Origin of the sequence: Enterococcus sp. DIV1283b, from assembly GCF_051710965.1 — a bacterium.
Lineage (GTDB): Bacteria > Bacillota > Bacilli > Lactobacillales > Enterococcaceae > Enterococcus_B > Enterococcus_B lactis.
In genome coordinates this window covers 2,020,992-2,039,552 of sequence record NZ_JBIOLR010000001.1, presented here as the reverse complement: position 1 = coordinate 2,039,552, position 18,561 = coordinate 2,020,992, and the positions used below count along the sequence as shown (strand labels likewise).

The 18,561-nt window shown below is 38.5% G+C and carries 16 protein-coding genes; 13 read left to right on the top strand and 3 right to left on the bottom strand.

From position 1 onward, the window contains the following. Positions 1-141: 141 nt before the first annotated feature. The 8 genes from mltG (at position 142) to IGJ53_RS09990 (ending at position 9,041) form a co-directional block, all read left to right on the top strand. Positions 142-1,317 carry an endolytic transglycosylase MltG gene (mltG, locus tag IGJ53_RS10025; protein WP_002289159.1) on the top strand — a complete coding sequence of 392 codons (1,176 nt, stop codon included), beginning with the start codon at positions 142-144 and terminating at the stop codon, positions 1,315-1,317. A 135-nt stretch (positions 1,318-1,452) separates the two neighbouring features. Next, positions 1,453-1,932 (top strand): transcription elongation factor GreA, encoded by a 480-nt coding sequence (greA, locus tag IGJ53_RS10020; protein ID WP_002289156.1) that lies wholly within the window; start codon positions 1,453-1,455, stop codon positions 1,930-1,932. Between the two features lie 168 nt (positions 1,933-2,100). Next, positions 2,101-2,832: a cell wall-active antibiotics response protein LiaF gene (liaF, locus tag IGJ53_RS10015; protein ID WP_259741522.1), complete on the top strand. Its 732-nt coding sequence runs from the start codon at positions 2,101-2,103 to the stop codon at positions 2,830-2,832. After that, complete coding sequence (gene liaS / locus IGJ53_RS10010; protein ID WP_010733409.1) at positions 2,829-3,896, top strand: two-component system sensor histidine kinase LiaS; 1,068 nt, start codon at positions 2,829-2,831, stop codon at positions 3,894-3,896. The genes liaF and liaS overlap by 4 nt, the downstream gene beginning before the upstream one ends. A gap of 6 nt (positions 3,897-3,902) precedes the next feature. Beyond that, entirely contained in the window at positions 3,903-4,535 is a 633-nt protein-coding gene (locus tag IGJ53_RS10005) for a response regulator transcription factor (protein WP_002289153.1), read from the top strand. A 176-nt stretch (positions 4,536-4,711) separates the two neighbouring features. Further along, positions 4,712-7,822: an N-acetylmuramoyl-L-alanine amidase gene (locus IGJ53_RS10000; RefSeq protein WP_010733410.1), complete on the top strand. Its 3,111-nt coding sequence runs from the start codon at positions 4,712-4,714 to the stop codon at positions 7,820-7,822. Between the two features lie 243 nt (positions 7,823-8,065). Continuing rightward, positions 8,066-8,731 (top strand): potassium channel family protein, encoded by a 666-nt coding sequence (locus tag IGJ53_RS09995; protein WP_002292869.1) that lies wholly within the window; start codon positions 8,066-8,068, stop codon positions 8,729-8,731. 16 nt (positions 8,732-8,747) lie between these two features. After that, positions 8,748-9,041, top strand: coding sequence for a HesB/YadR/YfhF family protein (locus IGJ53_RS09990; protein WP_002292868.1), 294 nt, complete (start codon positions 8,748-8,750; stop codon positions 9,039-9,041). A 59-nt stretch (positions 9,042-9,100) separates the two neighbouring features. Here IGJ53_RS09990 and IGJ53_RS09985 read toward each other — a convergent pair whose 3' ends face one another. Both IGJ53_RS09985 and IGJ53_RS09980 read right to left on the bottom strand, forming a co-directional pair. Beyond that, positions 9,101-10,048, bottom strand: a complete 948-nt coding sequence (locus IGJ53_RS09985; protein ID WP_259741524.1) for a phosphoglycerate dehydrogenase — start codon at positions 10,046-10,048, stop codon at positions 9,101-9,103. 251 nt (positions 10,049-10,299) lie between these two features. Then, positions 10,300-11,103 carry a DUF1189 domain-containing protein gene (locus IGJ53_RS09980; RefSeq protein WP_010733412.1) on the bottom strand — a complete coding sequence of 268 codons (804 nt, stop codon included), beginning with the start codon at positions 11,101-11,103 and terminating at the stop codon, positions 10,300-10,302. A gap of 145 nt (positions 11,104-11,248) precedes the next feature. On the opposite strand from IGJ53_RS09980, the gene IGJ53_RS09975 reads away from it, so the two are divergent. The 4 genes from IGJ53_RS09975 to IGJ53_RS09960 all read left to right on the top strand — a co-directional run bounded on the left by IGJ53_RS09975 (position 11,249) and on the right by IGJ53_RS09960 (position 13,708). Beyond that, a complete protein-coding gene (locus IGJ53_RS09975) occupies positions 11,249-12,163 on the top strand; it encodes a cation diffusion facilitator family transporter (protein ID WP_038399215.1) in 915 nt (304 codons plus the stop codon). Between the two features lie 47 nt (positions 12,164-12,210). Then, positions 12,211-12,681 carry a GtrA family protein gene (locus tag IGJ53_RS09970; protein ID WP_002310319.1) on the top strand — a complete coding sequence of 157 codons (471 nt, stop codon included), beginning with the start codon at positions 12,211-12,213 and terminating at the stop codon, positions 12,679-12,681. A gap of 84 nt (positions 12,682-12,765) precedes the next feature. Then, complete coding sequence (locus IGJ53_RS09965; protein ID WP_010733414.1) at positions 12,766-13,374, top strand: superoxide dismutase; 609 nt, start codon at positions 12,766-12,768, stop codon at positions 13,372-13,374. Positions 13,375-13,507: 133 nt separating this feature from the next. After that, positions 13,508-13,708, top strand: coding sequence for a cold-shock protein (locus IGJ53_RS09960; RefSeq protein ID WP_002292860.1), 201 nt, complete (start codon positions 13,508-13,510; stop codon positions 13,706-13,708). 49 nt (positions 13,709-13,757) lie between these two features. Here the strand turns inward: IGJ53_RS09960 and IGJ53_RS09955 are convergent, their stop codons facing one another. Continuing rightward, positions 13,758-15,206 carry a helix-turn-helix domain-containing protein gene (locus tag IGJ53_RS09955; RefSeq protein WP_010733415.1) on the bottom strand — a complete coding sequence of 483 codons (1,449 nt, stop codon included), beginning with the start codon at positions 15,204-15,206 and terminating at the stop codon, positions 13,758-13,760. Between the two features lie 537 nt (positions 15,207-15,743). Here IGJ53_RS09955 and IGJ53_RS09950 point away from each other — a divergent pair. After that, positions 15,744-18,560 carry an adhesive domain-containing protein gene (locus IGJ53_RS09950; RefSeq protein WP_259741525.1) on the top strand — a complete coding sequence of 939 codons (2,817 nt, stop codon included), beginning with the start codon at positions 15,744-15,746 and terminating at the stop codon, positions 18,558-18,560. Position 18,561 lies beyond the last annotated feature (1 nt).

The window sequence follows — 18,561 nt, the reverse complement described above, 5'->3', positions numbered from 1 at the left end:
TAACTATTTTTCATTGTAATCCTCAAAAAGAGTATTTGCCACTTACAATTTTGACATAATATTTGGTAAAATAATTCACGGCAGTAGAAATTTCATGTATAATAAACAGAGTTACGAAGATGATAGTAAGGAGGAGTTGTTTTGTCAGGAAACAAACAACACCCAAGTAAAGATAAAAAAGAAGCCAGTAAGGCAGCTACAGCAGATATAATCGACAAGCGGAGAAATCTGCGTAAAAAAGAAGATAAGATTGTGAGAAAGATCATTTTAGTGATTGCTCTTACATTATTGATTATTGGCGGATTTCTTGGATTTACCGTGTATCGCTATGTAGATAGCGGGTTGAAGCCTTTAGATAAATCAGATGACCAATTAGTCCAAGTGGAAATCCCGAGTGGCTCTTCTAACAAGCAGATTGGTGAGATTTTGGAGAAGGACAATATTATTAAAAGCGGGATTGTTTTCAATTATTATACAAAATTTAAAAATTTAACTGGCTTTCAAGCTGGCTATTATCAGTTAGCGCCTAATATGACTCTTGACGAGATTGGCAAACAGCTGCAAGAAGGCGGCACTTCTGAGCCAACAAAAGTTGCAGATGGGAAAATTGCCATTCCAGAAGGTTACGATATCGATCAGATTGCTGAACGGGTAGCGAAGGTAACTGGTAAAGACAAGAAAGAATTTTTAGATTTAGTGAATGATGAGACTTTCTTTAACGAGTTGCACCAAAAATTCCCAGAACTGTTGGAAAGTGCATCTAAAGCTGAGAACACAAAATACCGTTTGGAAGGTTACTTATTCCCAGCCACATATGATTATTACACGAGTACTTCGCTTAAGGATCTAGTGATTGAAATGGTGAACAAGACGAATACGGTCATGCAAAACTATTATTCAGCTATCAAGCAGAAAAATTTGACTGTACAAGAAGTTTTAACTCTAGCTTCTCTAGTTGAAAAAGAAGGCGTAAAAGAAAACGATCGTAAAAACATTGCACAAGTCTTCTTTAACCGAATCAAGGCAAATATGCCACTTCAGTCAGATATCTCTGTTTTATACGCATTAGGTGAACACAAAGAATTAGTGACATATGAAGATACAGCTGTAGATTCACCATATAATTTGTATACCAATACCGGCTATGGACCTGGACCTTTTGACAATCCAAGCGAAGAGGCAATCAAGGCAGTATTAGAACCAGCAGAAAATGACTATTATTATTTCGTAGCAGATACGAGCACTGGAAATGTTTATTTCGCTAAAACATATGAAGAACATATGGAATTAGTGGAAAAATATGTAAATAATTCTTAGAAAAACAGGCTCTAGACATTGATCATTTTTAGAAAAACATTTACATTTGAAGAAAAGCGTGGTAATCTTTTTTGGACTATATTCCTCAAAAGATTACCTTTTGCGGTATTTTATCGAAAAAAGGAGACGTTACACATGGTAGAGAAAGTTTATCCAATGACTCTAGAAGGTAAAGAAAAATTAGAAAAAGAATTAGAAGAACTAAAAACAGTTAAACGCGGAGAAATCATTGAACGAATCAAAATTGCCCGCGGTTTCGGAGATCTTTCCGAAAACTCTGAATATGAATCAGCGAAAGATGAACAAGCATTTGTTGAAGGAAGAATCACAACAATTGAAAATATGATTCGTTTTGCTCAAATCATCGATAACGACGGTGTAGATGCAGATGAGGTATCAATTGGTAAAACAGTTACATTTATCGAACTACCAGATGGAGAAGAAGAAGAGTACACGATTGTCGGAAGTGCTGAAGCAGATCCGTTTTCTGGCAAAATTTCCAATGATTCTCCTATTGCGCAAGCATTGATTGGCAAACGTAAAAATGATGAAGTAACTATTGCTACTCCAGGTGGCGATATGTTAGTTAAAATCGTCAAAGTAGAACAAGCGTAGTCTGACTGAAAGATCTAGAGAGTTCATCTTACTGATGATACACTCTAGATCTTTTTCTCTTTGTATATTTCAGATTTCAACAAACGATCTTACATCTAAAGTCCTATAGCCAACAGTTAAAAAAATAGGTATGATGAAATGAGAATGTGTCAGGAGGGAGAAAGAGCGATGAATAGTTCTTGGCGTTTTTTTGTGGTAGTTGAAGCACTACTGCTGTTATTTGCTGTTTGGCAAATCGTAAACAATACTGGACTTTTGCTTTTAGTGATATTCGGTATTTTTAATATATATCTAGCTATGCGCAAACATCCTCGTACTAAATTTCAAAATTTTCAATTGATATTAGGAAGTTTGGTCATTTTTTTTAGCTTAGTCAACAGTCCTGCTTTATGGATGATGGCTGTATTTGCCGTTTTATTTATTGGAATAAAAGGTGTAGAGATTTCAGGGATAGATTTAACCAAAAATGCTTTTTGGCGAAAGAAACAGATCATGATGGTCCAAACAGAGCAATTAAAAACACATAATAATGAGCGGAAAAGACAGCAATTATTCGGTAACCAACGTATTGGAAACGACGTCTATGAATGGGACGATATCAACATCGCCGTCATTTCTGGTGATACTATCATAGATTTGGGCAATACGCTTTTGCCAAAAGATGATAATATTGTGATTGTAAGAAAAGGGATAGGCAGAACACGGATCTTAGTACCTTTGGGCGTAGCCATCCGATTAGAGCATGCGACATTAGTAGGAAATGTCTTGTTTGAAGAAGAGCAATTTTCTTTGAAAAATGAACAAATCAAAATCTACAGCAGTGATTATGATGAAAACCCTCGTAGATTGAAGATTATTACCAATACCTTGATTGGAGATGTCGAGGTGATACGAATATGATGGGTAAAATATCCAGAGCGATGCTAGCTGTTTATTCGGGGATTGCGGCTTTCCTTATTATTCTATTTTCACTTTTCACTTATTTTTATGCCAGTAATCAAAGTCATTGGTGGGGAGAATTACTGCGTGCACGTTTATTATATGTTCCGCTTATCTTCCATTTGTTAGCCATTTCCTTAGGTGTAGGATTAATCGTCTTTCTATTATTATCACTTATTCAAAAGACAAAATACGGAAAAATTGAAGAAAAGCTGCGTGCACTCTCTTCTGGCAATTATGAATCCAAATTGTTGCTTCTTCCGATCCCAAGTGCATCGGACGATTTATACATCAAAGATATTGATATGGAAATCACTAAAATAAAAGAAAAAATGATTGAAGTATCTAGTGAATTACAAATTGTAACTAGCCGACCCCAATATGTAGATGGACAAACCAAAGAAGAAATTTTAGAATTAGAAAGACATCGATTAGCCCGTGAGCTGCATGATTCAGTTTCGCAACAATTGTTTGCAGCAATGATGATGATGTCGGCATTGACGGAGCAAGCAGAAAAAAGCGAGACACCAGAAATGTTCCGCAAGCAGTTGAAAATGGTAGCAGAGATCATCAACGCTTCCCAGTCTGAGATGCGTGCGCTGCTTCTTCATCTGCGTCCAGTCAATTTAGAAGAGAAAAGTTTAAAGCAAGGTATCGAGCAGTTATTGAAGGAATTGCAAAATAAAATCCAGATTTCGCTGAAATGGGATGTAGAAGATGTAAAACTATCTAGTTCCATTGAGGATCACTTGTTCCGAATCGTTCAAGAATTGTTATCAAATACATTAAGACATGCCAAAGCCAATGAATTAGAGGTATATTTGCATAAAATAGACAATAATCTTTTATTACGTATTATTGACGACGGAACAGGGTTTAATATGAATGAAACGAAAACGGGAAGTTATGGATTGAACAATATCAAAGAACGAGTAGCTGGTATTGGTGGAACAGTAAAAATCATTAGTTTTAAAGGGCAAGGTACAAGTGTAGAAATCAAGGTCCCTTTGATGAAGGAGGCATAGATAAGGATGATAAAAGTTTTATTAGTAGATGACCATGAAATGGTGCGCTTAGGCGTCTCTTCTTATTTATCTATCCAAGAAGACATTGAAGTAATTGGAGAAGCTGAAAATGGACGACAAGGCTATGAGAAGGCGATGACACTTCGACCGGACGTCATTTTAATGGACTTAGTCATGGAAGAAATGGATGGTATCGAATCAACAAAAGCAATCTTAAAAGATTGGCCAGAAGCTAAAATCATTATCGTAACCAGTTTTATTGATGACGAAAAAGTTTATCCTGCCATTGAAGCAGGCGCAGCAGGGTATTTGTTGAAGACTTCTACCGCACATGAAATTGCTGATGCTATAAGGGCAACGCAACGCGGCGAGCGAGTACTAGAACCAGAAGTGACAACAAAAATGATGGAAAAAATGAGTCGGCGAAATGAGCCTGTATTACATGAAGAACTAACGAATCGGGAAAATGAAATTTTAATGCTGATTTCTGAAGGGAAAAGTAATCAGGAAATAGCGGACGAATTGTTTATTACACTGAAAACAGTAAAAACACATGTTTCCAATATATTGGCTAAGCTAGAAGTGGAAGACCGTACACAAGCCGCTATCTATGCATTCAAACATGGTTTGGTGAAATAATGATTTTTTGAGGGAAAGATTTAGCTAATCTACCCTCTTTTTTTACATAAAATAAAGGATTCATCCTGTTTTTAATCTCTTTTTCTGTTCACCAACTGTTCATTTTTCTTTTTTTATAGTTTAATAGTAATAGGAGAAAACTTTATCCGAAAAGCGAAAGAACGAGGGAGAAAATTATGAAGAAAAAGTGGATAGGACTATTCTTAAGCCTGTTGTTATTGACAGGATCAATTGCGCCAAATGCTTATGCTGTTACTCAAAGCAGCACTTCTGATGAGATAAAAACGGAACATACAACAGAGACTTCCACACAACCAATGAGTGAGTCGACAACCCATGAAAGTACAGACGACTCCTTGCCACAGGACTCAGCCAAGGAAGAAGATTCTGGAGAATATTCAGAAAATAATGAAATAACAGAAAAAATAGAAATCAATAAAAGCAATTTTCCTGATGATCATTTTCGAAATTGGTTGTTGGAAATGATTGATACAGATAAAGATGGTTACTTATCAAATGAATTATTGGAAGTAACACAGTTAAACTTGGAAGGGTTACAGATACAGACACTAGAGGGAGTCAATTTCTTTAAACATTTAACGAAGATCGAAGTACAAAACAATGAGCTGAAAGAGTTAGATGTACACGAGTTAAAGAAATTAGCGTATTTAGATGTTTCATCTAACCAACTTTCAAAAATTGATCTTTCCCAAAATAGCGAATTAACGTATTTTAAGGGAGAAAATCAAACGGTTACAAGTATTGCAAATAAAATGGATAATAAATGGGAAATAAATGATGACACGCTGAAACCAGAGAAAGAACAAACGATTTTAGAAACAGAAAAATGGCAGTATGATGGAAGTCACTTTTATTCAAGCGAACAGACTCCATTAAGCTATATTTATGAAGTAGATTTTTCAGACGACGCAGTATTAGAAGAGGCAGCAGAAAAAACATTGACAGTAAAAGTGATGATCGAATATATGGAACCAGAACAAAAAGAGGCTGATTCTATCGTACCTGATTCATCATCTATAGTATTGAAGAAAGGAGAAACAAAACAACTTGCGTACACGAATGTCCCCGATGGAAGTATTATATCGGATCCGTTATGGGAATCTTCTAACCCATCAGTAGTAGAAGTAGATGAGAACGGTAAAGTAACAGCAAAAGAAGCTGGGGAAGCCAAGGTAGAGTTGAAGAACGCTGAAAAAGTCCTCGGTGAATTCACGGTCATTGTAGAAGCTGAAAAAAATGAATCTCAGACAAAAGAAACAGCACAAACTTCTGACGAAACCACAGATCGTTCACCAATTTATAGACGAAGTGCGTTAGCTGCGACTCCTACGGTCACCTATCAAACACATGTCAAAAATATTGGCTGGCAGGAAACTCAAACGAATGGAGCGACTGCTGGAACCACGGGAAGAAATTTGTGGATTGAAGCGATTAAACTATCTACTTCTGGTACAGGTGTTACTGGAGATATCGAGTATAGTAGTCACATTAAAAATATAGGTTGGCAAGACTATGTGAAAAACGGAGAAACTTCGGGAACGACTGGAAGAGTCTTGCAAATGGAAGCAATAAAAATTCGGTTAACTGAACAGCTAGCTCAGACATATGATATTTATTACCGTGTTCATTCAGCAAATTTTGGCTGGTTAGGATGGGCAAAAAATGGTGAAAATGCCGGTACAGCAGGATATGTATATCAAATGGAAGCAATCCAAGTGCAACTTGTCAGAAAAGAGGCTACTGGACCAGTTACAGGCAATGCATTTATTGAAAAAGGGAAAAATAACCCCGTAATTTCCTACCAGTCTTTTGTTAAAGATCAAGGCTGGCAGGGTAATCAAATGAATGGAGCAACATCTGGAACGACTGGACAGAACTTATGGATCGAAGCAATGAGAATGCAAATTTCAGATACAACACTAACTGGAGATATTGAATACAGTGCGCATGTTAAAAATATTGGCTGGCAAAATTATGTCAAAAATAATGAGATTGCAGGAACCACGGATCGATATGCTCAAATTGAAGCGATGAGAGTACGATTAACAGGTCAGCTGAGTCAATATTATAATGTCTATTATCGTGTCCACTCGGCGAATTTTGGCTGGTTAGGATGGGCAAGAAATGGGGAGAATGCAGGAACTGCGGGATTTGTTTATCAAGTTGAAGCTGTTGAAGTCCAATTAGTACCGAAAGGACAAGTAGCTCCGGGTACAGGAACGGCTTTTTACGATAAAAATACTTTACAAAATCCAACCATAAACTACCAAGCACATTTACGAAATATTGGCTGGCAATCTGTTCAAAGTAATGGAAACAATGCGGGGCTGACAGGGCAAAGCGCTAGGATAGAAGCTTTAAGAATCAATGTAGCAAACACGCCACTTCCTGGTGCAGTGGAGTATACAAGTCATGTACAAAATATAGGTTGGCAAAATTATAGTAGAAATAACGAGATTTCGGGAACAACTGGAAGAGCTCTTCATACAGAGGCAGTTCGAATACGTTTGACTGGACAATTAAATCGTTTCTATGACATTTATTACCGAGTCCATTCAGCACGTCTTGGCTGGTTAGATTGGGCAAAAAATGATCAATATGCTGGAACATCTAGATTGAATTTACCAATGGAAGCAATCCAGGTCATAATTGTCAAAAAAGGTGCAGCAGCCCCTGGACCAACGACGAATCCTTACCAGACTTCTATTAACCATCTATTTGTGATGGGACATGGAGTCAATGATCCTGGTGCTTCTTATAATGGTGTCAATGAGCGTGATTTTACTAGAGGAGAATTGATGCCTCATTTACAAAGATGGGCTGCTCGCTTAACGAGGAATCGGATCACTTTTTATAATACAGCTGCAGATATGTATCAAGATTCTCAACGTATGCAAGGCGCATATACGATTAGCAGTTCATTTTCTTCTGTATCAGAATTTCATTTAGACAGTGGCGTCATTGGGGTTAGCACTGGCGGTCATGTAATCGCTCATCGTAATGGGAACTCATTGACTGCACAAAATTATGCAATCGCCAATGTCATACGAAATTATGTAGGTCTTTGGGGATCGGTACAAAACACAGGAGGGATCAATCTGCGAGCTGACTTACTAAACATGAATGTATTACAATCAAGAGGGATACCTTACCGTTTAGCTGAGTTAGGCTTCATAACGAATACAAATGATGTAGCAAATATCCGAAATAATATCGATATGATCGCCAAAGGAATTGTAGAGAGTGTGACTGGCGAAAATTTATAGTGAAACAAACTATACAAGAAAGATAGTGGGGAAAGTTTGGGACTGTGACAAAAGTCGTGTCGCAGTCCCTTTTTCCGAATAAACAGTATTCAAGAGACTGCTATCGGTAATAAGGCGCGATTTTGTCGTTGCTCAATGTTGAACGTCTCTTTTACAACCTCTTTTTCCGCAAAAGAATGCTTGCTTTTGTTTTTGTAAAGGCTTTGTTATACTGAGAAAAGAAGATACTAAAGGAGGAAAACGGTGAAACAAAATTTTGCAATTGTAGGTCTTGGACGATTTGGCGGAAGTATCTGCCGAACACTGATCGAAGCTGGTCAAGAAGTACTGGCTATTGATAGTAATGAAGACCGAGTCAATGAATATATGAATATAGCCACTCATGCTGTTGTGGCAAATGCACAGGATGAAATGACACTTCGATCATTAGGCATAAGAAATTTCGATCATGTAATTGTCGCTATTGGGGAAGATATTCAAGCCAGTATCTTAGTTACTCTGATGGTAAAGGAAATGGGCGTACCAAATATTTTAGCAAAAGCCCAAAATGAGTATCATGCCAGAGTACTTGAAAAGATCGGAGCTGATCGCGTCGTCCATCCTGAGCGAGACATGGGAATACGGATTGCGCATAATTTAGTGTCAAAGAATATTTTAGATTACCTAGAGTTGTCAGATAAATATTCTTTAGCAGAAATACGAGTATCCAATCCTAAATTTTTCAATAAAACATTATCTGAATTAAATTTCAGACAACGTTTTGACTTAACAGTAGTTGCAATTCGCAGAGTAGATCAAACGGTGATCGCTTCACCTGCAGCAGATGAATATGTTCGTGAAAACGATAATCTGCTAGTGATTGGTGAGACAGGCGATGTGGATATTTTAGACGATAAGATGAATCAATAGAAAGCAGGTTGTTAGGATGGAATTAACAGTAACGCCAAAAGCACAAAAATGGTTTGAATCAGAAATCGATCTGCCAGAAACTTACGGAATACGTTTTTTTGGAAAAGTCTACGGCAAAACAGAAGTTCATGATGGTTTTTCGATTGGGATGTCAGTGGAACAGCCTGAACATCCTGTCAAGAAAGTGGAAATAGATGGGACACTGTTTTTTATTGAGGATGCAGATGAATGGTTTTTTAAAGGATATGATTTGCTTGTAGATTATGATCCAAAACTAGAAGAACCAACCTATCACTTTAAAAAACAATAGAAGCAAGAGGGTGTGACAACTTGTCACACCCTCTTGTTTAAAGCAGGCTGATTCAGCTATCAATATCCTGCAGACAATTTGACTTGATTGGTTTGAAGGTCATGAGTAGCAAGGTAGCTTTTTAGATTAGTTAAAAAAATAGACATTAATTTCTTTTGAAAATCAGGTGTCAAACCTGCAATATGGGACGTGATCAGTACATTGTCCATTTTCCAAAGAGGGTGATCTTGTGGGAGAGGCTCCTCCTCAAAAACGTCTAATGCCGCAAAGGAAAGTTGCTGCTTGTTTAATGCTTGTATCAAATCTTGCGTTTTAACAGAAGCGCCACGACCGACATTGATAAATACAGCTTTTGAATCAAAGTGTTCAAATAGGTGTTGATCAAAGAGACCAGTTGTTTCCTCCGTTAGAGGTAAGATATTGACGACGAAATCTACTTCTGGAAGGACTTCCTGAAGTTGCTTTAAAGAAAAAGTTTTTTCCATTCCTTCTGCTGGATGACCGGATGTATTGATTCCATAGCAGATCATATCCAATGCTTTGACTTTCTTTGCAATCATTTTTCCAATATGGCCAGTTCCAATGATCAATATTTTTTTCCCATGGATAGGTTGGTAATGGATTGAGGAACCTAACCATTTCATTTCACTCTGTGCCCTTTGCGCTTGGAAAAGACCACGAGAATAACCTAGAATGATTCCTAATACGTGCTCGGTAATCGATTCACTGTGGATACCACTTCCATTTGAAAGTAAGATATGTTTTTTTGAAAATGCTTCAAGGGGGAGTTGATCAACTCCCGCTGAGATAGACTGTACCCATTTCAAATTAGAAGAGGCTAATAGTTTTTCTTGATAGTTTGAGTTCCAACCCAAACTGATCTCTACATTTGGTAGCTCCTCTGGTTGTAATTCTGTCTTGAAGACATAACCAGGCGCTATAGTATGGATTTCTTCGATAAATTCGTCACGAAATGGACGATCTGCGTAAATGATTCTTTCTGACATAGTTAATTACCCGCCTTTCTTTACTTTAAGTGTAGCGCATATAAGAAGAACTTTGAAGTGCCATGCTTTTTTAGAAATTAATATTGTATAAATAAAAAAGAGTTGTGACAAAAGATGTGTCACAACCTCTGATTCACGATGTTCCAGAAGTAGCTTCTTCGGAAATAAGCCGAAATTTTTTGAAGCTAAGCACTTCTATCACAATCTCTAAAAGAGTTTATTGAAGTTGAAATAATAAGTTGTCTGTATTTCTAACTGATCGATATTTTTGACCATCCTTTGACAGCTTGAGCAAAAATAAAGATACCTGCAAAAGCAATAAATGCACTAGTGTCAAAAGAAGGGAGAAAGATCATCAAGAATGTTGCAATGATAGTCGGCAACGAGATTGAATAGATCAATGTCTTCAAGCAATCAAGGAAAGTAGCTTTTGTTAGTCGAAAGCGTGCATAGAGAAAAGCAGCGATATTGGCAAATAGTAAAGTGATCAGCAGATTCAAGAAACTAGGATAAATCGAAAATAGAAAGGTCAGAGCTTTTACCCAAATCGGTATAGATGCTTCACTTAAGAAGGATCGAAGCTGCTTACCTGTTAAATTTTTTAAAGATTCATTGGTGTAGGGAAGTTCTAACTGATTATTGTTCAATAAAGCAGAGGTAGTGCCTGTATTGGGAAGAGCAATGACAAGTTTGTCTTTTAACATCCCGACACTAACGAAATTTCCCATCAAATCAGTAGAGATGTCTTGTTCTGTACGTTTTCCCTCTGGATCAAATGTAAAGATAATGGAGTTTGTTTGGTAAATGAAACCTTCTTTTTCTTTTGTTTGAAGCTGTCCGCTTTGGATTGTAAAATCAGGAATGCGGGTAGCAATCTTTTGTCCGTCCAATTGAATGTTATTTAAGACTTGAAAAACTTGAAAAGAGATTGGCAGAGCCATAATTACACTCAAAACCAGAAGATAGACAATAGCTTTCCAAAATGGAACGTTTCTCGCCTCCTTAAGGTCTTTGAATCGTATAAAGGAACTGATAATTAATTGTTTTGTTGTCATAAGTACTCCTCATCTAGTAGTGTCATCACTTGCAATTCTAGCGAAGTATCAAGTGAAATACAAGTGCTTTAAGGAAACATCTGAATGATTGGTGAAATATCAAAAAAATGTTATTCTTGATTTAAGATTATCCAATACAAATAAAATGGAGGAACGAATCGTGCATACACAGCCACAGAGATCATCAAAAAAGCTATTTGGGGTAGTGGTGCTGAATGCGGTGATCACTTTATCAGAATTTATTGGAGGGATTGCGTCGGGAAGTTTGTCTCTTGTTTCAGATGCTTTTCATAACCTTAGTGATACATTAGCAATCATTTTTTCTTATGGAGCACAAAAAATGGCACAAAAAGAAGCAAATGAAAAGCATACGTATGGCTACCAGCGTTTAGAAATATTGAGTGCTTTCATCAACTCATTCATACTGATCATATTATCCTTGTTTTTAGCTGCTGAAGCATTCAAACGGTTCAATTCCCCTGAAAAGATAAATAGTCATTTGATGCTGATAGTAGCAGTTATCGGATTGCTCGCGAATTTGTTTTCGACGTTATTGTTGAGACAAGAAGCAGACGAAAGTTTGAATATAAAATCTAGTTATCTGCATTTGTTAAGCGATACACTGTCTTCGATAAGTGTGATTATCGGAGCAGTTTTGATTCGATTTTTCGGTATCTATTGGATTGATCCAGTTATTACATTGGTCATTTCGATATATATATTGTTAGAAGCGATAATAGTGATTAAAAAAGCTGCGGCTATTTTGATACAAAGTGCGCCTACAATCGACTATGAAAAAATGGAGCAAGAAATCAAAGCAATCGAAGGGGTAAAAGATGTTCATCATGTCCATATTTGGCAGTATAGCGAAAAGATTATTATTTTCGACGGACATATTGATTTTGAAGATCAGCTGCTAAGCGAGATTGAAAAGGCATATCCGCGTATAACTTCTTTATTAAAATTAAAGTATGGGATTACACATGTAACGATCCAAGCAGAGACACATGTAAAAGACCAAAAAAAATTAATTTTTTTAAATAAAGATGAAAGTTACTGAAAAATAGAGTATGATAAATAAGAATTTCTAATAAGGTAGGTTGGCTCATGAAGCAGTATCGACAAATAAAAGGATATTTAGAAGCAAAGGGATATTGGGAGATACTGGTTTATCTCTTTTTTGGTGGTTTGGCTACGATTGTGAACTTTGTTAGTTTTGCCCTCGCACGCCAATATTTTGATTTAAGTATGGCTCTGTCCAATTCTATTTCATGGTTTTGTTCTGTATTGTTTGCTTTTGTGACGAACAAACTTTGGGTATTCCATTCAAAATCACCGAATTTTACACATGCACTTATTGAATGTGGTAAGTTCTTCTTTTACCGCATCCTTTCTTACGGGTTGGACATGGGAGCAATGGTGTTATTAATCAATGTCATGAACAGCAATGAATATGTGGCAAAAATTATCACTCAAATTATTGTTATCCTAGCTAATTACATTTTCAGCAAGTTGTTCATTTTCAAAGAAACTGAGGTTTTTGAAGAAGAAGTAGGCCAAGGAGAAAAAGACGACTAGGCATAACTATTGAAGAATTTCCTTCTCTTTGTTACTCTTTGTAATGTAGACATTATAAAGAAAACATTGAGGAGGAATTTTTTTATGACTTACACATTACCAGATTTACCTTATGCATATGACGCATTGGAACCTTACATTGATGAAGAAACGATGCACCTGCATCATGACAAGCATCACAATACTTACGTAACGAATTTAAATGCAGCAATCGAAAAATATCCAGAATTAGGCGAAAAAACAGTAGAAGAATTATTATCTGATATGGATGCTGTTCCAACAGATATCAAAACAGCTGTACGCAACAATGGTGGTGGACATGCTAACCACTCATTTTTCTGGGAAATCATGGCACCGAATGCGGGTGGCGAACCTACTGGGGCAATAAAAGAAGCAATTAATGAAGCTTTTGGCGATTTTTCTTCTTTTAAAGAAGAATTCAAAAAAGCAGCAGCTGGACGTTTTGGTTCTGGTTGGGCTTGGCTTGTACTGGAAAATGGGAAATTAGCTATTACCTCTACTGCAAATCAAGATTCTCCATTGATGGAAGGTAAGACACCAATTCTAGGTTTAGATGTTTGGGAACATGCTTACTATTTGAAATATAAAAATGTACGTCCAGACTACATTGCAGCATTCTGGAATGTTATTAATTGGGACGAAGTAAACAAACGTTTCGAAGCAGCAAAATAACTATTTTCTCCATCATATCAGTCTTAAAAATAATTTGGAAAATAAACGAGCGAAAGCTTGCGAGCGTTTTCTAAATTGGGTATAATGTTCTTGCAAGGTTACTTGCAAGAACTTTTTTGGAGGCTATACATTTATGGAACACGGAACAGTTAAATGGTTCAACAATGAAAAAGGATTTGGGTTTATTACAGTAGATGGCGGAGATGACGTATTTGTTCATTTCTCAGCAATTCAAGGAGACGGCTTCAAGAGCCTAGAAGAAGGCCAAGAAGTAGAATTTACGATTGTTGAAGGTGCGCGCGGTCCTCAAGCTGCTGAAGTGACTAAATTATAATAATTTGTTGGATAAAGACACGACTTCTTAGGGAGTCGTGTCTTTTTGTCTATTCAAGTAGTTTTTTGATTTCTTGACTAAGTAAATAGATTTGTTCACTAGACATTTCATAACTAATTGTCAAGCAAGGTACATCTTCTTCATAAGTAACGGTTTTTAAAGAAGTATCAGTTGTTCGGATGATCAATTCCGGCTTGAATAAAAGGTCATTAGTAAACACAACATTTAAATACATACTCAGCTGTTCTTGAAGAATTTCCATATATGCTAACTCCAAACCAATCGGAAGGTCACTCTCAAATTTGATTTTGATTTCTTTATTAAAGTAAGTAGGAGAAATGATCAACATGAACGCTTCTGCTAAATTCCAAGAATGCAACCAATCCAGTTCCTCAGATTCGTTTTTTAATTGTTCCGTTAATCGATTGATTTCTCGGTGGAATGCCGGATAACTCATCTCGATAAAAGAGGTAATTTCATGTTTGACGATCGAAAATTGAGGAAATAGCAATCCATGCATCCCATTTGCGAGCAGTGTACTGTTCAACAGCGACTTTTTTGAATGGATTTGGGCAGACTTGAATCGATTGGAGTAAATATAAGAATAAAAACTAGTCTGCAGTTGTTTTACAGGGGTCGCAATTTTTGTATGGATACGTAAAGCAGTTTGCAGATAGTCCTCTTTCAAATAAAAAGCAGCCCGAGATTGCATCCAAAGAAACAAGAACATGCTATCTGTCAGATTGAAACGCATACGTTTATAATTCGTTGTTAAGTCTTCAGCCATTTTTTCAAAGCCATTCCAAAGGTCAAGTGAAAAATCAGGCAATTCTTTTGTGGGGATAACGTGTCCTTGTTGAGAACGAAGATAAGTAACAGCTAGTATAAAGGACCATTCGATCATTTTTATCTTATTTGGTTTTTGATGAACGATAGCAAAAGAATCCTCTACTTCTGAAAATAATTGATGGAACTCTATTGAAGCAAAAGGCCATTCAACACTGCGATAGGATGGCCATAGTATCAAATAAATCAAATAACGAATTTGTATCTCACTTCCTTTGAAATACATCTCGCCTTTTTTTGTTTTGATCTGCAGTTGATATTTTTTTAGTATCTGATTGATGCGAGTAATGTGCCGTCGAAGGATGGATTCACTGATGTTATTATCCTCAGAGAATTCCGCAATCGTTACTTTCGAGTCAAGGCATAAATTTTTCAATAGATGAAAAATAGGCGAGCGCTTCAAAATGGACAGAATCAATTCTTGAAAATCCGAATTGGTACCTAAAAATAAATAATTACGCCCTTCCTTTCTGAACTGATCGCTAATGGAGAGGGTGCGTACTTGTTCACAATAATTTTGTACAGAACGTTTGTCACAAGCAGTGAATTCAGCTAATTGTTCGATAGACCAAATTTTATTGGAATGATAGATGGTATCAAGAATAGTAATCTGTAAACGTGTGGTCTTTTCCAATAATGAATAAAAATCCATGAATTTTAGTTCCTCCAATCAATAATTAGTATTTAAGTTATCTTGATATTAAAAAATAATGTTATTTTTATCAAAAAATGTATGCAGAAAAAACAATTTATAATAAAAAAAATTTGTTATATGAAAAGCTATACCTTTAGTTTGATAAACAAAAGATTAATTTTCGCGTTATTTTATTTATTTTTGAATAAATTTACTTCAAAAAAAGATAAAAATATTTTTTATTCTTTTTTGCTTAATTTCATTATAATTCATCTCATAAAAAAAGCATAATTTTATACTAAAAATAGAAAATCGATTATTTTGTACTTTATTTTCGTGAAAACTGGATGGTTATTTAAAAAAAGATTAAAACTTAATAATAGATTTATCATTGAGATGTTGTTAAACTTCCTCTGACTTAAGTTGAAAACAAAATCTGCACAAAAAGATATCTTTTTGATTAAAAAATGATAGCTAAGGGGTGTTGTAATCTTTTCTTTTTTATAACGATCAAAAATTTGGGGATGAACGATAGAAGGGTGACAGGAGGACAAAATGAAAAAGGATTATAAAAAAAGTATGAACCAGAAGGCACGGGCAAAAAGTAGATCGAAAAAAATCTTGCTTGCCGGTACATCCATTGCAGCTGGTGTGATGTTAGGGATCACACCAATCTCAATGGCTACGCCATTATTTACTATTGGTTCCCAACAAGTACATGCAGATGTAATCAGTGGGCAACTGTTTAACAATCTAAGTACGGAAAATACCAGTGAGACTACAGCTGCTGCCCCATTTCCTCTTCAGGGGGCGAGTCGGGATGTTGATTTTGTTATATCAGCGAATAGTGGTCTTGATGTTAGCGTGATTAATGGAACGCGTCGTGCTGTCTTAGCTATTCCAGAAGAAATGCAAGGATTGGTCACTCCGAATGGAACTGGTACTTTCTACACAGATATCTTGCTTCCAGGAAATAGTTTAGCACCTCTATTAAATATTGTAGATGGAGCGGTGACTACTTTGGTAGGAGCAGTAGAAGGTTTGATTAATTTGAATCCTTTAGCTACAGTGAATCTTTCGGAAGTTTATGAACAACTTGCTTTATTGAATAATCTAAGTACACTGACTTCTGCTGAAGTAGAATTGCAGCTTCAAATGCAAGGGGATGAATACATCTACGGAGAGCTAGACGGTGCATTGGAAACCGTGATACGAGAAAATTTAAGTAATATATTGAACGGAATCAATAATGCAGTTCAAGCAATCGAGGCAACTTCAACCGGAGGGCTGCTTGGAGATGTAGCGGCCGGAACAATCAATACTGCTTTAGCAGTTACAGTCAAACCAGCGTTCAATCTTACGTTTAATACCGCTTTGGCATTGGTGAATGTCGGTTCTTCTTTCCTTGGTAATCTTGCTGATGCAAGTATTTTGGGTGAAACGACTGTTACTATACCGACAACGATCCAAGATCCTACTTATGCAGACTTAACAAATGCAGGTGTCGACATGACTGTTCCTTATGAAGCAGGATTTATCGGTACCATTCTTAAATCAGACATTCTATCGATCTCTATTGCTTCGAATGTTGATGGCTATTCTCCAGTGTTTTATGCAGCTGAAGAAGTCACTGCTCCTTATAACGTAGAAGTTACAGGTAATTCTACTGATGGTTATGAGGTGACTGGGATGGCAGATCCAAATGCCACAGTTCGTATTTATGATGACGAAGGAAATATGATTGCAGAGGGACAAGCAGATGAAAATGGCAATTTTGCTATTCCAGTCTCGGCAGAAGACGTTGTGCCTTTAGAACAGATCCAATTGATTGCTTATGATGAAAATGGTGTAGCAAGTGCGCCAACAGCAGCAATTATTCCAGATGATGATGAAGGGGATGCTGACGCTGACGCAGATGCCGATGCCGACGCCGACGCCGATGCGGATGCCGACGCTGATGCTGACGCGGATGCCGATGCTGACGCGGATGCTGATGCTGATGCGGATGCCGACGCCGACGCTGACGCTGACGCCGATGCCGATGCTGACGCCGATGCTGATGCTGACGCGGATGCCGACGCAGATGCTGATGCCGACGCAGATGCTGACGCGGATGCCGACGCAGATGCGGATGCCGACGCCGATGCCGATGCGGATGCCGACGCCGATGCGGACGCTGATGCAGATGCCGATGCAGATGCCGATGCGGACGCAGATGCTGATGCTGATGCTGATGCCGATGCTGACGCCGATGCGGATGCCGACGCGGATGCGGATGCTGACGCAGATGCCGACGCGGATGCGGATGCCGACGCTGATGCCGACGCGGATGCTGATGCTGATGCTGACGCGGATGCCGACGCGGATGCTGACGCGGATGCCGACGCAGATGCTGATGCAGATGCGGATGCTGACGCCGATGCAGATGCTGATGCTGACGCCGACGCCGATGCTGACGCTGACGCCGATGCTGACGCGGATGCGGATGCGGATGCTGACGCTGATGCAGATGCAGATGCCGACGCCGATGCAGATGCCGATGCCGATGCGGACGCCGACGCCGATGCGGATGCCGACGCTGACGCGGATGCTGACGCCGATGCGGATGCAGATGCAGATGCGGATGCGGATGCAGATGCGGATGCCGATGCAGATGCGGACGCCGATGCCGACGCTGACGCCGACGCCGATGCAGATGCGGACGCGGACGCTGATGCGGATGCCGATGCCGATGCCGACGCTGACGCTGATGCCGACGCCGATGCTGACGCTGATGCCGATGCCGATGCAGATGCGGACGCCGATGCCGATGCCGACGCGGATGCTGACGCTGATGCCGACGCCGACGCGGATGCTGATGCCGACGCGGATGCTGATGCCGACGCGGATGCCGACGCCGACGCTGATGCCGACGCTGATGCTGATGCTGATGCCGACGCGGATGCGGATGCCGATGCTGATGCCGACGCCGATGCAGATGCTGACGCAGATGCTGACGCTGATGCCGACGCCGATGCCGATGCCGATGCCGATGCCGACGCCGATGCTGACGCTGACGCCGATGCTGACGCGGATGCTGATGCTGATGCTGACGCTGATGCCGACGCAGACGCAGATGCCGATGCCGATGATAATCATCCAATGGGAGACATGCATTCTCATGATCAAGATCCAGGGCAGATGCCAATAAGACATGGTCATTCAAATACACCAAAACCAAGTACTACAGGTGGTTCTACACCGAAATCCTTGCCAAAAACTGCTGAGACACTTCATAGTTCACTTTCTTGGTTAGGAGCAGCTCTGTCTACACTATCTGGTTTAGGAATTTGGAAAATCAAAAAAAATAAAAAAACAGATAACAATGAATAAT

Bases quoted from the DNA above. Each gene is read 5' to 3' on its own strand.
- greA (WP_002289156.1), top strand. From the start codon at position 1,453: ATGGTAGAGAAAGTTTATCCAATGACTCTAGAAGGTAAAGAAAAATTA.
- liaF (WP_259741522.1), top strand. From the start codon at position 2,101: ATGAATAGTTCTTGGCGTTTTTTTGTGGTAGTTGAAGCACTACTGCTG.
- liaS (WP_010733409.1), top strand. From the start codon at position 2,829: ATGATGGGTAAAATATCCAGAGCGATGCTAGCTGTTTATTCGGGGATT.
- IGJ53_RS10005 (WP_002289153.1), top strand. From the start codon at position 3,903: ATGATAAAAGTTTTATTAGTAGATGACCATGAAATGGTGCGCTTAGGC.
- IGJ53_RS10000 (WP_010733410.1), top strand. From the start codon at position 4,712: ATGAAGAAAAAGTGGATAGGACTATTCTTAAGCCTGTTGTTATTGACA.
- IGJ53_RS09990 (WP_002292868.1), top strand. From the start codon at position 8,748: ATGGAATTAACAGTAACGCCAAAAGCACAAAAATGGTTTGAATCAGAA.
- IGJ53_RS09985 (WP_259741524.1), bottom strand. From the start codon at position 10,048: ATGTCAGAAAGAATCATTTACGCAGATCGTCCATTTCGTGACGAATTT.
- IGJ53_RS09980 (WP_010733412.1), bottom strand. From the start codon at position 11,103: ATGACAACAAAACAATTAATTATCAGTTCCTTTATACGATTCAAAGAC.
- IGJ53_RS09975 (WP_038399215.1), top strand. From the start codon at position 11,249: ATGGAGGAACGAATCGTGCATACACAGCCACAGAGATCATCAAAAAAG.
- IGJ53_RS09970 (WP_002310319.1), top strand. From the start codon at position 12,211: ATGAAGCAGTATCGACAAATAAAAGGATATTTAGAAGCAAAGGGATAT.
- IGJ53_RS09965 (WP_010733414.1), top strand. From the start codon at position 12,766: ATGACTTACACATTACCAGATTTACCTTATGCATATGACGCATTGGAA.
- IGJ53_RS09960 (WP_002292860.1), top strand. From the start codon at position 13,508: ATGGAACACGGAACAGTTAAATGGTTCAACAATGAAAAAGGATTTGGG.
- IGJ53_RS09955 (WP_010733415.1), bottom strand. From the start codon at position 15,206: ATGGATTTTTATTCATTATTGGAAAAGACCACACGTTTACAGATTACT.
- IGJ53_RS09950 (WP_259741525.1), top strand. From the start codon at position 15,744: ATGAAAAAGGATTATAAAAAAAGTATGAACCAGAAGGCACGGGCAAAA.